The sequence below is a fragment of the Pseudoalteromonas sp. CO109Y genome (assembly GCF_004208935.1).
GTDB classification, from domain to species: Bacteria; Pseudomonadota; Gammaproteobacteria; order Enterobacterales; family Alteromonadaceae; genus Pseudoalteromonas; species Pseudoalteromonas shioyasakiensis.
The window spans coordinates 13,137-28,775 of sequence record NZ_SGPD01000045.1; the positions used below are offsets into that span (position 1 = coordinate 13,137).

At 39.6% G+C, this 15,639-nt stretch carries 14 protein-coding genes; all 14 read left to right on the forward strand.

What is annotated here, in order from left to right:
• The first annotated feature begins 3 nt into the window (after positions 1–3).
• The 14 genes from rfbB to EXT43_RS20460 all read left to right on the forward strand — a co-directional run bounded on the left by rfbB (position 4) and on the right by EXT43_RS20460 (position 15,549).
• Positions 4–1,071 (forward strand): dTDP-glucose 4,6-dehydratase, encoded by a 1,068-nt coding sequence (gene rfbB, locus EXT43_RS20395; protein WP_130167803.1) that lies wholly within the window; start codon positions 4–6, stop codon positions 1,069–1,071.
• Between the two features lie 12 nt (positions 1,072–1,083).
• Positions 1,084–1,962, forward strand: a complete 879-nt coding sequence (gene rfbA / locus EXT43_RS20400; protein ID WP_130167804.1) for a glucose-1-phosphate thymidylyltransferase RfbA — start codon at positions 1,084–1,086, stop codon at positions 1,960–1,962.
• Position 1,963: 1 nt separating this feature from the next.
• Positions 1,964–2,497, forward strand: a complete 534-nt coding sequence (gene rfbC / locus EXT43_RS20405; RefSeq protein WP_130167805.1) for a dTDP-4-dehydrorhamnose 3,5-epimerase — start codon at positions 1,964–1,966, stop codon at positions 2,495–2,497.
• Complete coding sequence (gene rfbD / locus EXT43_RS20410; protein ID WP_130167806.1) at positions 2,498–3,376, forward strand: dTDP-4-dehydrorhamnose reductase; 879 nt, start codon at positions 2,498–2,500, stop codon at positions 3,374–3,376. It abuts the gene before it with no gap.
• 9 nt (positions 3,377–3,385) lie between these two features.
• Positions 3,386–4,786: an undecaprenyl-phosphate glucose phosphotransferase gene (locus EXT43_RS20415; RefSeq protein WP_130167807.1), complete on the forward strand. Its 1,401-nt coding sequence runs from the start codon at positions 3,386–3,388 to the stop codon at positions 4,784–4,786.
• 17 nt (positions 4,787–4,803) lie between these two features.
• Positions 4,804–5,970 carry a nucleotide sugar dehydrogenase gene (locus EXT43_RS20420; RefSeq protein ID WP_130167808.1) on the forward strand — a complete coding sequence of 389 codons (1,167 nt, stop codon included), beginning with the start codon at positions 4,804–4,806 and terminating at the stop codon, positions 5,968–5,970.
• 35 nt (positions 5,971–6,005) lie between these two features.
• On the forward strand, positions 6,006–7,304 hold the full coding sequence (locus EXT43_RS20425) for an oligosaccharide flippase family protein (RefSeq protein WP_130167809.1): 1,299 nt from the start codon (positions 6,006–6,008) through the stop codon (positions 7,302–7,304).
• A gap of 81 nt (positions 7,305–7,385) precedes the next feature.
• The gene (locus tag EXT43_RS20430; RefSeq protein ID WP_130167810.1) at positions 7,386–9,113 is read left to right on the forward strand and encodes an SLC13 family permease; all 1,728 of its coding nucleotides are present in this window, start codon (positions 7,386–7,388) and stop codon (positions 9,111–9,113) included.
• A 299-nt stretch (positions 9,114–9,412) separates the two neighbouring features.
• On the forward strand, positions 9,413–9,736 hold the full coding sequence (locus tag EXT43_RS20435) for a four helix bundle protein (RefSeq protein ID WP_130167811.1): 324 nt from the start codon (positions 9,413–9,415) through the stop codon (positions 9,734–9,736).
• Positions 9,737–9,766: 30 nt separating this feature from the next.
• Positions 9,767–10,366 (forward strand): adenylyl-sulfate kinase, encoded by a 600-nt coding sequence (gene cysC / locus EXT43_RS20440; protein ID WP_063529921.1) that lies wholly within the window; start codon positions 9,767–9,769, stop codon positions 10,364–10,366.
• A 108-nt stretch (positions 10,367–10,474) separates the two neighbouring features.
• Entirely contained in the window at positions 10,475–11,431 is a 957-nt protein-coding gene (locus EXT43_RS20445; RefSeq protein ID WP_130167812.1) for a DHHA1 domain-containing protein, read from the forward strand.
• Positions 11,432–11,678: 247 nt separating this feature from the next.
• Complete coding sequence (galU, locus tag EXT43_RS20450; protein WP_130167813.1) at positions 11,679–12,587, forward strand: UTP--glucose-1-phosphate uridylyltransferase GalU; 909 nt, start codon at positions 11,679–11,681, stop codon at positions 12,585–12,587.
• Positions 12,588–12,921: 334 nt separating this feature from the next.
• Positions 12,922–15,096, forward strand: coding sequence for a YjbH domain-containing protein (locus EXT43_RS20455; RefSeq protein ID WP_130167814.1), 2,175 nt, complete (start codon positions 12,922–12,924; stop codon positions 15,094–15,096).
• Between the two features lie 108 nt (positions 15,097–15,204).
• Complete coding sequence (locus EXT43_RS20460; protein ID WP_130167815.1) at positions 15,205–15,549, forward strand: four helix bundle protein; 345 nt, start codon at positions 15,205–15,207, stop codon at positions 15,547–15,549.
• Positions 15,550–15,639 lie beyond the last annotated feature (90 nt).

Here is a 15,639-nt window from a genome sequence, read left to right on the forward strand (position 1 = left end):
TAGATGAATATTTTAGTAACAGGTGGCGCGGGCTTCATTGGTAGCGCTGTTGTAAGGCACATTCTTGAAAATACAAATAATACAGTTATTAATGTAGATGCACTTACTTATGCCGGCAATTTAGAGTCAATTCCTAGTGAGTTGCAATCTGAGCGCTACGTTTTTCAGCAAGTTGATATTTGTGATTACCAAGCGCTTAAACAAGTGTTCGACGAATATAAGCCTGATTTAGTGATGCATTTAGCAGCCGAAAGTCATGTTGACCGCTCTATCGAAGGGCCTGGAGCTTTCATTAACACCAATGTAATTGGCACATTTAATATGTTGGAATGTGCAAGGCACCATTGGCAAAATTTAACTGCTGATATGCAAGCTAAGTTTAAGTTTCATCATATTTCAACCGACGAAGTATACGGCGACCTTGAAGGTACCGAAGACCTATTTACCGAACAAACACCTTATGCGCCAAGTAGCCCTTACTCGGCGAGTAAAGCTGGATCTGACCATTTAGTAAGAGCATGGGGCAGAACATATGGTTTACCTGTTGTTGTAACTAATTGTTCAAATAATTATGGGCCTTACCACTTCCCTGAAAAGCTTATTCCGCATGTTATTTTAAATGCATTACATGGTAAGTCTTTACCTGTTTATGGTGATGGTAAGCAAATTCGTGATTGGTTATTTGTAGAAGACCACGCGCGCGCTCTATATAAGGTAGTAACCGAAGGCAAAGTTGGCGAAACATATAATATTGGTGGTCATAACGAAAAACAAAATATTGAAGTAGTCCACACTATTTGCGAATTACTCGAAGAGCTTGTACCTAATAAGCCTGAAGGTATCACTAATTACAAAGACCTTATTACCTTTGTAAAAGACCGCCCAGGCCACGATGTAAGATATGCAATTGATGCTACTAAAATGCAACAAGAGCTAAACTGGGTACCTGAAGAAACTTTTGAAACAGGTATGCGTAAAACTGTTGAGTGGTATCTAGCGAATACAAATTGGTGGCAGCGTGTGTTAAATGGCGACTACAAACTTGACCGTATTGGCGAAAATACAAAATAAAGGATGAATAAAATGAAAAAATATAAAGGAATAATCTTAGCAGGTGGTTCTGGTACGCGTTTACACCCAATCACTCAAGGGGTGTCTAAACAGCTTTTACCTATTTACGATAAGCCTATGATTTTTTACCCGCTTTCTGTATTAATGCTGGCGGGTATTCAAGATGTGCTAATTATCTCTACCCCTGAAGATATGCCAGCTTTTGAACGTTTATTAGCTGACGGCAGCCAGTTTGGTATTAATATTAGTTATGCTGTACAGCCAAGCCCTGATGGTTTAGCGCAAGCCTTTACTATTGGTGCTGACTTTATTGGCGATGACAATGTTTGCCTAGTTTTAGGTGATAATATCTTTTATGGGCAAAGCTTTGGTGCACAGCTAGCGTCAGCTGTATCTCGTGACAGCGGCGCTACTGTATTTGGCTATCATGTAACAGATCCTGAACGTTTTGGCGTTGTCGACTTTGATGAAAATGGCATTGCTACCAGCATTGAAGAAAAGCCAGCACAGCCAAAATCAAATTATGCCGTAACAGGGCTTTATTTTTACGATAACGACGTAGTTGAAATAGCTCGTAATATTAAACCATCGCCTCGTGGTGAACTTGAAATTACAGATGTAAATAACGTTTACCTTAATCGCGGAGACTTAAACGTAAATGTTTTAGGGCGCGGTTTTGCATGGTTAGATACTGGTACTCATGACTCTTTAATAGAGGCAGGCCAATTTGTACAAACAATAGAACATCGCCAAGGTTTAAAGGTTGCTTGCCTTGAAGAAATTGCCTTACAAAAAGGCTGGTTAAGCAAAGAGCAGGTTTTAACTGCAGGTAATAACCTTAAAAAGACCGGTTATGGGCAGTATTTATTAAATTTAGTAAAAGATAAATAAAATGAAGATTGTAGATACAAAAATACCTGAAGTTAAAATTATTGAACCAAAGGTGTTTGGTGACGATAGAGGCTTCTTTTTAGAAACTTTTCAAGCAGAGCGTTATGCAAGTGTTATTGGTGATGGCCTCACTTTTGTACAAGACAATCATAGTCGTTCTTGTAAAGGGGTTTTAAGAGGGTTGCACTTTCAAAAAACTAAGCCACAAGGTAAGTTAGTGCGCGTTGTTACCGGCGAAGTGTTTGATGTGGCAGTCGATATTCGTAAAGGCTCGCCAACCTTTGGGCAATGGGAAGGGGTGCTTTTAACAGGTGATAATAAAAAGCAATTTTGGGTACCCCCAGGCTTTGCACATGGCTTTGTAGTGCTTAGCGATATAGCTGATTTTGAATATAAATGCACAGACTATTACGACCCAACCGATGAAGGTGCTATTTGCTGGAATGACCCAGACTTAGCCATCGATTGGCCAATTGATTTTGAGCCATCTTTATCAGCTAAAGATTTAGAAGCCGGATTATTAAAGGATCTATAAATGAAGGTACTTCTTACCGGAGCAAATGGCCAGTTAGGCCTTTGCTTTCAAGATTGCGTAAGTGATTCTATAGAACTAACTGCTTTATCGAGCAAAGAGTTAGATATTACCTGTAAAGCTTCAGTGCAAAACGTCGTTGATGCACTGAGACCTGATGTAATTGTTAATTGTGCCGCCTATACGGCGGTTGATAAAGCCGAAAGTGAGCCTGAACTGGCACACGCCGTAAATTGCCAAGGCCCAGAAAACTTAGCATATGCAGCTGCTATGCTTGATATACCGTTAATTCATGTATCTACCGATTATGTTTTTGATGGCAATGCGACTGAGCCTTATGTACCAACTGATGCGACATCGCCGCAAGGGGTATATGGGCAAACTAAACTAGCTGGTGAGCAAGCTATTAAGGCTATTACCTCAAAGCATATTGTTATTCGTACAGCTTGGGTATTTAGTGAGTATGGCAATAACTTTGTGAAAACTATGCTGCGATTAGCCAGTGAGCGTGATGAGTTAGGTATAGTCGCTGATCAACATGGCTGCCCGACTTATGCCGGTGATTTAGCTGCCTTAATCGTTGCTATAGTGACACGTATCGAAAGTAGTGATTTTAGCGATTATGGGCTTTACCATTTTTGTGGCGATAAAGCTGTGTCTTGGTTTGAATTTGCTGAATCAATTTTTGAACTTCAAGCTAAATTAAATGCTGATTTTTCAATACCTAAGTTAAATAAACTAACGACCGAGCAGTTTCCTACACCAGCAAAGCGACCTAAATATTCCGTTATGCAGGATAATAGGCTATCTTTATTAAAATTGCCTAATGCTAGTCACTGGCAAGACTCACTAAAAACTGTATTAAAAAAGCTTAACAAGTAGAAGAACAAAATGCCGCATAAGAATTCAGGGATTTTACAAAGTAATGCAACAATTGTTGCATTTATTCAAAGAATTTTGGATATCAGTATTATTGTCGGTTGCTTGTGGGGCACCGTTGCATTGCAAGGGCTGCCTTGGTTGCTGCAGCATACAACCGCGGCACTACTGGCTGTGTTTTTATTTCACTTTACTAGTGAGCTCGACAAGCTTTATATATCTTGGCGTGGCCTCTCTATTTATAAAGAGCTTAAAAAGACTATTTCGCACTGGTTTGTTAGTGCGGCAATTTTATTTTTAAGTGTTAACTTTTTAGCGCCGCAATATCTCAACCCCGAAGGGCTTCAGTTTTACTGGTTTGTATCTGTATTAGTTTCGCTGTGTGTATACCGTGTTGTATTGCGCCTTATTCTACGAGCGCTTCGCTCTCAAGGTATTAATACCCGTTCGGTTGTTATTGCAGGTGCGGGGACGTTAGGTCAACAACTCGCAAATAATATCGTAGCTAACTCAAGTTTTGGTTTAGTTTTTGGTGGCTATTACGATGACGCAGCACCAAAGCAAAAGTTAGTTGCGGCGCAAACAATTGGTAATTTAGAGCAGCTAGTTGTTGATTGTAAAGAGGGCGGTATTGATCGTGTTTACATTGTACTTCCACCGCAAGCTTATGAGCGCCGTAAGTGGCTAGTTAAAGAGTTGGCTGACAGCACTGCAAGTGTTTATATCGTGCCAGATGTATTTACTTACCAGTTATTGCACTCACGTAGCGATACCATTATGGGTATACCTACAATTAGTATTTACGACTCTCCGCTTGATGGTAGTAATGCCATTATTAAGCGTATTGAAGATATTGTACTCTCCACACTTATTTTAATAATGATATCCCCTGTTTTATTGGGGTTAGCCCTTGCGGTTAAGTTTACCTCTAAAGGGCCGGTATTCTTTAAACAAAACCGCTATGGTATTGATGGTAAGCCGATTAAGGTATGGAAGTTCCGTTCGATGAACGTAATGGAAGACGGCGCTAAAGTAACCCAAGCCACTAAAAATGATTCGCGCTTTACACCAATAGGCCAGTTTATTCGTAAAACGAGCTTAGATGAATTGCCTCAGTTTATTAATGTGTTACAAGGGCAAATGTCGATTGTTGGGCCAAGGCCTCATGCTGTAGCTCATAACGAAGAATACCGTAAATTGGTAGAAGGTTACATGCTACGCCATAAGGTTAAGCCAGGCATTACTGGTTGGGCACAAATAAACGGTTGGCGCGGCGAAACCGACACATTAGATAAAATGGAAAAACGCATAGAGTTTGACCTAGAGTACATTCGAAATTGGTCATTGTTCTTCGACTTAAAAATAGTGTTTTTAACTATTTTTAAAGGCTTTGTGAATAAAAATGCGTATTAAAATTTAAGGAAAAAAACATGAAAATTGCTGTAGTTGGAACAGGCTATGTTGGCCTGTCTAATGCGATGTTATTAGCGCAAAAAAACAGAGTGGTTGCATTAGATATTGATGAAGAGAAAGTGGCACTTCTATGTGAAAAAAAGTCACCGATAGTAGATGTTGAAATAAGTAATTTTTTACAAAATGAACAATTAGACTTTATTGCAACTACTGATAAGCATTTAGCTCTTAGTGAAGCTGAGTTTGTAGTAATCGCTACACCTACCGATTATGACCCTGAAACAAATTACTTTAATACTCGATCTGTAGAGTCTGTAATTACAGATGTTTTAGACATCAACCCAACCGCAACCATGATTATTAAATCAACAGTGCCTGTTGGTTACACAAAATCTGTTAGCGAGAAGTTTGGTACTGACAATATTATTTTCTCACCCGAGTTTTTGCGAGAAGGAAAGGCGCTTTACGATAACTTACACCCGTCACGCATAATTGTGGGTGAACAAAGTGAACGCGCTGAAACTTTTGCGAACTTACTTGCTGATGGGGCCGTTAAAGAAAACATTGATATTTTGTTTACTGACTCTACTGAAGCAGAGGCAATAAAACTATTTTCTAATACTTATCTTGCAATGCGCGTGGCTTATTTTAATGAATTAGATAGTTATGCAGAAAGCCATGGCCTTGATGCAAAACAAATTATTCAAGGTGTTGGCCTAGACCCGCGTATAGGTAAGCATTATAACAATCCGTCGTTTGGTTATGGTGGTTACTGCTTACCAAAAGATACCAAACAATTACTAGCTAATTATCAAGATGTTCCGAATAATATGATTCGCGCAATTGTTGATGCTAATACGACTCGTAAAGATTTTATTGCTAACTCTATCCTAGCACGTAATCCAAAAGTGGTGGGGATTTATCGTTTAGTCATGAAGTCAGGCTCAGACAACTTTAGAGCATCGGCCATTCAAGGCATTATGAAACGCATCAAGGCGAAAGGCATTGAAGTGGTAGTTTACGAGCCAACCTTTGAGGGAGATGCATTCTTTAACTCACGTGTGATTAAAGATCTTGATGAGCTTAAGAGTATCTCTGATGTAATCGTGTCTAACCGCATGGCTGAAGAGTTGAGTGATGTTACTGCTAAAGTATATAGCCGAGATTTGTTTGGTAATGATTAATCTAAATAACTTAACCTCTGAATAGTCTTAATTAAATGAAGTCCAAAATTAAAGCGCTACTTGCAGATAAAGAGCATCGTCATACAGTAATTAACTCCTTATTAGCTCTAGCTATAAGAGTGCTAGGTGCAGGGATGTCATTTGTTTTTAATCTAATTATAGCAAGGCAATTAGGGGCAGATGAGGCTGGTTATTTCTTTTTAGGTTTAGCTTTAGTTATGTTGCTATCTGGTGTCGCTAGACTTGGTTTTGACAATACTATCTTACGTTTTACATCAGCTGGTGCTGAGAATGGGTATACAGTAAAAGCAATATTAAACTTTGCACTTAAATATGTTCTGCCAGTTGCATTTATATTTGCTGTCATTACTTATGCATTTGCACCTTGGCTCGCTGATAATGTATTCAATAAGCCTGGGCTAACCGATACGTTACAATTAATTGCCCCAGCAATAATTGGCTTGAGTATCGTATTTTTAGTGGCAATGAGCTTACAGGCTCGCCATAAACTTATTGCTAGTATCCCTTGCCAAAATATTGCCCATTTTATGCTTTGTGGTGCGGCAGTTATTGTATTCTCGGCTGACTCTGCAAGTACAGCAGCGCTTTATTTGAGCTTATCATTAGGGGGAACTTCTAGCTTTTTTTACTGGTTAAGTATAAAAAGCTTAAATAATAGTGGTGAAAAGCCAGACCCACAACAGCTTTGGCATAGCGCAAGGCCTAACTGGATCATCATAATGATGAGTCAAGCAGTGCAATGGTGCGCACCTATAATCATAGGTGTATTTTTAGTTGCTGAGCAGGTGGCTTTTTTTAGTGTTGCCCAGCGTATTGCACTATTAACTACTTTTATATTAATGGCGGTAAATTTAGTTGTTGCACCCAAATTTTCGGCCTTTCATGCTAAGGGTGATGATGTAGGTATTCGCAAAACTGCGTTATTCTCTGTTCGCTTATTAGTATTAAGTGCATTTCCCATCGTGCTATTTATGCTGTTTTTTCCTGAATTTTTAATGAGCCTTTTTGGTGATGAGTTCAAGCAAGGTGCTCTTATTTTACAGATTCTTGTTTTAGGGCAGGCGGTTAATGTAATAACAGGCTCTGTTGGCTTTTTACTTATGATGAGCGGCTATGAGCGCGATATGCGTTTAGTTACACTTATTAGTGGCTTTGGTGTTTTAATCAGCGTGCCTATTTTTACTAAGCTGCTTGGTGCTGTTGGTGCAGCGTCTGCCACTGCATTCTTTATTAGCTTGCAAAACTTACTTGCAGTTTATTTTGTAAAAAAACGTTTAGGCTTCAATACTTTAATGTTTTGGCAGAAGATATGATTAAAAGGTATTAGATTTTAAAAGTAAAATATTGGATATTGTTTTGAAATCAAAAGTCATAAACAACTTAAGGATAAATAAGTGGTTCTACAGCAATGGTTGATAGTGGTTATATTTGTTACAACCATTGTAGGCTTAATTAAATTTCAAAAATTTCCTGAGCGTGTTTTTGCTGCTGCTTGTTTAGCATGCTTTGCTACAAACTTGGTTTCTACCGAACAGCTTTTGAATAATGCAGTTAACCCAGGGTTAGTTACCTTATTGCTATTAGTGGTGTGTGCATTTGCCTTTGAGCGCACCAGCTTTTTACGCAAACTAGCCAATGTTTTATTTAATGGCTCTGTGGTTAAGTCTTATATCAGGACCTTATTGGCAACGATTGTCGCCTCTGGTTTTTTAAACAATACCGCAGTGGTTGCTACTTTAATTAGCCCGGTTAAAAATAATAAGCTCATTGCTCCGACCAAGCTTTTACTTCCCCTTTCTTATGCCGCTATTTTAGGTGGCACCCTCACGTTAATTGGTACCTCAACTAACTTAATTGTTAACTCTATGCTGATTGAACGCGGAGCAGAGGGCTTTAAATTTTTTGACTTTTTACCTATTGGCTTAGCTGCCGTGGTTGCTTGTGTATTGGTAATGGCACTCACAATTAACCGCTTAAAAGGTAAAGTATGTAAAGATGAAACCTCAAGCGATTATTTTGTTGAAGCAAAAGTGAATACTGGCTCACCGCTGATAGGTAAAACAGTAGAGCAAAATGGCTTACGTAGTTTAGAGTCACTATTTTTGGTTGAAGTCGTGCGCGATAACCGCTTAATTTCGCCCGTAGCGCCAACGCAGATGATCCGTGAAGGCGATAAGCTTATTTTTTCGGGCGATGTTACTAAAGTGCTGGTGCTACAGCAATTTGAGGGGTTAAGCCTATTTGCAGAGCAAGATGGTTTACTGCGCGATAACTTAACCGAAGTCGTTATTAAACCAGGTGCTGCAGTGGTAGGCAAAACCCTAAAAACCGCCGGCTTTCGCGCAAGGTTTGATGCCGCTGTAGTTGCAGTGCGCCGCGAAGGTGAAAAGCTTTCGGGTAAGTTAGGTGATATCACCATTCAAAGCGGCGACTTTTTGATTCTTGCGGTTGGCCCTGACTTTGCTAAACGTACTAACTTAACTAAAAACTTTTTTATACTGAGCGGTGTCAAAGCCGATAACATGCTTAAAGGCTTAAAAGAGCGTATTGTTACTTGGGGCTTTGTGGCAACCATTGCGGGCTCGTTAATTTTTGATATTAGCTTATTAAAAAGCTTTATTTTTTACCTAGCCGTGCTGGTGGGTTGCCGCTGTTTATCGCTAAACGAAATTAAGCGACGCTTTCCGTTAGAGCTTTGGCTTATTGTAATGAGCGCTTTAACCCTCGCTACAGCCCTCGATAACTCAGGGGTTTCTACATTAATAGCCGAGCAAGTCGAGGGCTTACTTGCTGGGCAAAGCGTTTATATTGCCTTTATTGGTGTGTTTTTACTTACTCTCTTATTTACAGAGTTAATTACTAATAACGCAGCAGCAGCGCTGACATTCCCCATTGCATTTACCATAGCTCAAGGCCTAGGCGTAAGTTATATGCCATTTGTACTTGCAGTCGCCTTTGCCGCGAGTGGCAGTTTTATTAGCCCTTACGGCTACCAAACTAACCTAATGGTTTATAACGCCGGCAATTACAAACTAACCGATTTCATAAAGTTTGGCCTACCGATTTCTATAACCTACAGCCTAGTGGTACTGACCCTGATACCTGTGTTTTTTCCGTTTTAGGTATAAGGCGCTAGGGGCTAGGTAATAGGCGATAGGAGCTAGGTGATAGGTGATAGGTGATAGGTGATAGGTGATAGGTGATAGGTGATAGGTGATAGGTGATAGGTGATAGGTGATAGGCGCTAGGGTGCTAGGCGTTAGCTAGAAATATGTCTTTAGGCTCTAGGCGCTAGGTTTATTTTGCGATAAGGTTTAGTAGTGAATGGATTTCACTTAATGGCGAAGTGACTAATTATGAAGTTTGAACAAATGGAAGTGTAGAAGAAGCATCACGATTAGCATGTGAAATATATAAAGTAATGTTTGTTTGCAAAGATTACGGTTTTAAAGATCAAATAACACGTGCTGCATTATCAATTCCTTCTAATATCGCTGAAGGCCTCGAAAGAGAAACAGAGAGTGATGAAGCTCGCTTCTTATATTATGCAAAGGGCTCTGCAGGAGAGCTCGTAACTCAATTATACATTGGTATTGAGATAAAATTTATCGATAAGCATGTTGGCTTGCAATTAATATCAGAAGCTAAAGAAGTTGCTGCTATGATTGCAGCGTTAATAAAATTAAGAAAAGGCTGCGTAAAAGAATCAGCCATTGAATATCATTTTGAAGAACCTAGAACCTAGAACCTAGAACCTAGAATCCCAAGAGGTACCATGACCGAGAACATTGTATGGCACGATCAAACTGTTTCGCGTGCTGAAAAAGAACAACATAAAGGGCATAAGCCGGTATTACTTTGGTATACGGGACTAAGTGGCTCTGGTAAGTCGACTATTGCGAATGCGGTTGAGGCTAAGTTATTTGAATTAGGTTGTCATACTTATCTGCTTGATGGCGACAATGTACGCATGGGCTTAAATAAGGGCCTTACTTTTAGCGACGAAGACCGTATTGAAAATATTCGCCGTATTAGTGAAGTAGCTAAGCTGTTTGTTGATGCGGGTTTAATTGTATCAACGGCGTTTATTTCACCATTTAAAGAAGACCGTGCTCGTGCTCGCAGCATTATGAACCAGGGTGAATTTGTAGAGGTATTTATCGATACGCCATTAGAGGTTTGTGAAAGCCGTGACCCTAAAGGTTTATACAAAAAAGCCCGTGCCGGTGAGATCCCTAATTTTACAGGTATTAGCTCGGCGTTTGATATACCAGAGCAACCAGAGATTCATGTAAGAACAGCAGAGCAAAGCATTGAGCAAAGCGTTGAACAGATTATTGGTTATTTACGCGAAGCTGGGATTATAGAAATCTAGAGCCAGAAACCTGACGTCTAAAATCTGATATTTGTCTTCTGACCTCTAATCTCTGACGTCTAAAATCTAACATCTGTAATCTGACTTCTAATACCTTTTTGAGATTTTATGAACTACGATATTTTTAACGGTGATGCCGATGGCATCATGGCACTTTTACAGTTACAGCTCGCTAATCCTGTTGAAAGCGTGAAAGTAACCGGCGTAAAACGTGATATTCAACTATTGAAAAAAATCACCCCAAAAGCCGGTGATAATATACGTGTACTCGATATTTCAATGGAAAAAAACATGGCAGAGCTGCACGACGCTCTATGCGTAGGTGCACGAGTTATGTATGTAGATCACCATAAAGCAGGTGATATTCCAAACCATGCAAACTTATTTGCTCACATCGATTTAGATGCAAACATGTGTACTAGCTTAATAGTGAGCGATCTTATCGATAAGCAATACCACTTATGGGCAATCACAGCTGCTTATGGCGATAATTTATTTGCAAAAGCTGATAACGAAGCTGATAAACTAGGTTTAACAGAGCTCGAAAAGTCACAACTTAAAGCATTTGGTATGTATATTAACTATAACGGCTATGGCAGCGAGGTAGCCGATTTACACTTTGCTCCAGAAGATTTATTTAACGAGCTACTAAAATATAAGTCACCTCTTGATGCCATTAACGACCAAGAGTCGGTTTACTACGTATTAGAAAAAGCTTACAAAGCCGATATGCAAAAAGCGGCTGACGCTAAGGTTTTACATAATTGCGATACAGCAAAGGTTATTTTACTTGATGACGCCCCATGGGCGCGCCGTGTAAGTGGCGTATTAGGTAACGACCTTGCTAACCAAGCACCTAATAAAGCCCACGCAGTACTTACTTATAATAACAAAGGAAGTTTTACCGTAAGTGTAAGAGCACCACTCAATAATAAACAAGGCGCTGTTGATGTATGCAGCCAATTTGCCACCGGCGGCGGCCGCGCAGCTGCAGCAGGTATAAATGAACTAGATCAACAACAAGTTGAACAGTTTATTACTACTCTAGTTAATTTTTATAGCTAACCCCTTGCTAGTGGCACCCCAGCCACTAGCATCTTTAAGCTCCTAGCTCCTAGCTCCTAGCTCCTAGCTCCTAGCTCCTAGCTCCTAGTTCCTAAATCCTAGAACCTATCGGTTCTTGTTCATCCTCCGTCAATATTATTACTGCTAACTTGGTTATAAATCTTTTTTTACTATTGCGCAAAATGAGTTAATAACTCATACTTTGTAATTATTTATTCTTACCACAATAATTAAGGGACTAAACATTATGAAAGTTGTCATTCCTGTTGCAGGCCTTGGTACACGTATGTTACCGATGACAAAGGCAATTCCTAAAGAAATGCTACCTCTGGTTGATAAACCGCTTATTCAATACATAGTAAACGAATGTGTTGCAGCCGGTATTAAAGAAGTTGTATTGGTTACTCATAGCTCTAAAAATGCTATAGAAAACCACTTTGATACCAGCTTTGAGCTCGAAGCAACCCTCGAAAAACGTGTAAAACGTACCTTACTTGAAGAAGTACGCTCTATCTGCCCACCCGATGTAACCATAATGCACGTACGCCAAGGCGAGGCTAAAGGATTAGGCCATGCTGTTATGTGTGCAAAACCAATTGTTGGCGATGACGATTTTGTTGTTGTACTGCCAGACGTAATTTTAGATAGCTACACAGCAGATCAAAAAACCGAAAACATTGCAGCTATGATCAAGCGTTTTAATGAAGTTAAAGCAAGCCAAATTATGCTAGAGCCAGTACCACAAGAAAATGTTCATAAATATGGTATTGCTGATATCGGCGGCGTTAAAATTAAAGCGGGCGAAAGTGCGCCAATTAAAACAATGGTCGAAAAACCAAAAGCTGAAGAAGCACCATCTAACCTAGCTGTTGTTGGCCGTTATGTTCTTTCTAAAGCGATTTGGCCATTACTTGCAAAAACACCAGCGGGTGCCGGTGGCGAAATTCAACTTACCGATGCTATCGATGAGTTAATGAAGCACGAAATTGTTGAAGCATTCCACATGAGTGGCCGTGCCCACGACTGTGGCGATAAATTAGGCTACTTAAAAGCGATTGTTGAATACAGCATGCGTGACGAAAACTTAGGTGAAGAATTTACTGATTTTGTAACCGAAATGGTAGCTCCAGCAGAGCGTCATTTAAAAGCGGTTTAAAAAGAAGATATTAGATTTCAGAGGTCAGGTATCAGACGATAGATATAAGACTTCAGAAATTAGATGTCAGACTTCAGAAGTTAGATATCAGGCTTTAGTGGTTAGAAGTTAGTTAATTGCTTTTAACCACTTGCTTTACCTCACCCCAAATATAATCTTGTTCACCTAGCACCTAGCACCTAGCACCTAGCACCTAGCACCTAGCACCTAGCACCTAGCACCTAGCACCTAGCACCTAGCACCTAGCGCTTCGCTATTAACTTCTCGTTTTTCATATCTAATGTTATATTTAATCTAATTTAAGGATTTCTATAATTTTAACTCGGAATAGGTTATGTCAAAACTCAATCTCTTTTTAGGTAGTGCAATAGCTTTAAGCTCACCACTTGCACTGGCTGATAATGTTAATAATTACCAATCTTTTGCAGCTTTCACAGGATTAATCAACACCCCCAATGCAGAAACTGTAGAAAAAGGCCATGGTATTGTTGGTTATAATAACCAGCTTGCCCCTTCATCATTTGGTGCTCGCTATTCTAACGATGAAAATGGTGCTCGTTATGTTGATGGTCATAACTTTAAGTTTTCGGCAGGCTTATTCGAAGGGTTTGAAGTACAGGGCATGCTAGCAGCTTATAGTATTCATACTAATAAGTTTATAGGTTTAAATGATGAAATTCGTGACTTATCGTTCAATGCTAAGTATCAAATACCTTATATTCCTAAAGATTGGTTTAATGTAGCTATTGGTGTGCGAGACTTTGGTGGCCGCGCTAAGGCAAATGCCTACCAAACATATTATGCTGTTGCCTCTAAAGAACTATGGGATTTTAGGTTTTCAGCGGGTTTTGGCGACAGTAACCAACCATTGGGGCAAATGGATGGTGCATTTGCAGGTGTTGAATGGCAAGTTTTCGACTGGTTTGCACTACAAGCAGAGCATGATAGCGAAGCATTTAATGCTGCTGCAAGGGTAACGATACCTAAAGAGTGGTTATACGATTTTGGTGAATTAACTTTAAGCTCTCGCTTTTATAGCAGCACAGATAACTCTGAAGAAGATACCTATTGGGCTGTTGATTTTAAACTACCTTTCTCAGATGAAGCCAAAGATAACTATAAACCAGTTAAGCCTGCGCCGTATGTTGCTCCTGTAAGTTCAAAGCCTACAGCAAAAGTTAAAAGTAATGGTCTAGACTTTGTTGAAACAGCAATGGCGCCTGAGCTTGCACAGCAAGACAAAGCTCTGACCGTTGCTACAGTTAAACAAACACCCACACAAGCAACTCAAAAACTAGCAAGCTCAAGTTTAAATAGCCAAGTAATAGTTTTAAAAGAGGCACTACTTAATGATGGCTTCGAAAATGTTGTAGTTGGTTATAACCTTAATACCGTATTTGTTAACTTTGAAAACTCAGTATTCAACCGCAATGACATCGATGCAATTGGTGTGGTACTTGGTCGTATCGCTGAAAGTGTGACGAGTGCTAATACTCACTTTAATGTTCAGCTTTCTAAAACAGATATTCCTTTAATTGCTATACAAGGTAAAGTTGATAACTATCGCATGTTTATCGAACAAGGCGTGAGCCCTGATTTAAATGTACAACATGGTAAAGCGAGTATTCCTGAAGGTGTAGTATGGGCCGGTAAAGCAGAGGCAAGCCCTTACTTTAAACCAAGAGTTACTGTTAGCCCTGTTCTTTCATCTGCTTATGGTACAGAGTTTGGTACATATGATTACTCTTTAGGGTTAAGAGCAAATGTTGATTTGCCTATGTGGCAAGGCGGTGGTATTAACGTTAGCGCACAAACTGGCGTATACGAAACCGATGACTATAAAGACAATGGCGTATTTGATGTTTACAGTATTCAAGAAGGTCTTGTTAACGCAACTCTTTATCAAACCTTTAAATTGCCATATGGTTTTTATAACCAAACACAAATAGGCTTCTTTAAAGATTACTTTGATTACAAAGCTATTATCAACGAAACAGCTTGGTTAAGCCCTGAAGGTCGCCATAAAGTGAGCGCCAAAATCGCTTATTTTGATTACGCAGACTACCGCGCCTCACGTGAGTACGAAACACTCACATATCAGTACAACTGGGTTGAACAAGATATTACTTTTCATGCTACAGCTGGTAAGTATTTTTATGGTGACAGCGGTTATCAGTTAGAAAGTCGTTTTTGGTTTGGCGATAGTTATGTGGCCATTTCATATCAAGATTCAGATGCACAAGTTGCTGGTGTTGCGATTAATATCCCTCTTACGCCGCGTAAAGATATGAAAGTAAGCCCAATTGGTCAGCTTAAAGGCTCTGCTAACTGGCGTTCGGGTGTGCAATCACAAGTTGGAACTAAGAATGTATTAGTATTTAATCAGGGTTACGCACCTATTACTGAAATTAACCTTGATAGAACAATACTTAAACGTGGCCGATTATCTTCGAGCTATATTTATAGCAACCTAGCGCGAATGAAAGAAGCGTATGAGAGTTATAAATAGTAGCGACTCGCAGTAGCGGGGGAGAGAAGCGAGAGACGAGATTCGAGAGACGAGATTCGAGAGACGAGATTCGAGATACGAGTTAGATACTGATGCCAAGGAGTGGCTATGTACTACGAGAGATTAGATGTATGGAAAAGATCTTTTCAATTAAGTCTTTTAGTTTATAGAAGTTTTTATTTACTCAAAGATTTTAGTTTAAAAGATCAAATGTGTCGCTGCTCGGTTTCAATTCCAAGTAACATCGCTGAAGGGTATGAGCGCTTTTCTAAAAAAGAAAGAGCTCATTTCCTTTCTATAGCTAAAGGCTCCGTCGGTGAACTCAAAACACAAGTTATGCTTGCTTTTGAATTGGGTTACTTGCACAAGGAAAACTACTTACTCATAACAAATGAGTGTGAAGAAATTGGTAAAATGCTAGGTAAATTAATGTACTTACATAAAAATAATTAATTTAGCCTTGTATACTCGCAACTCGCAACTCGCAACTCGCAACTCGCAACTCGCAACTCGCAACTCGCAACTCGCAACTCGCAACTCGCA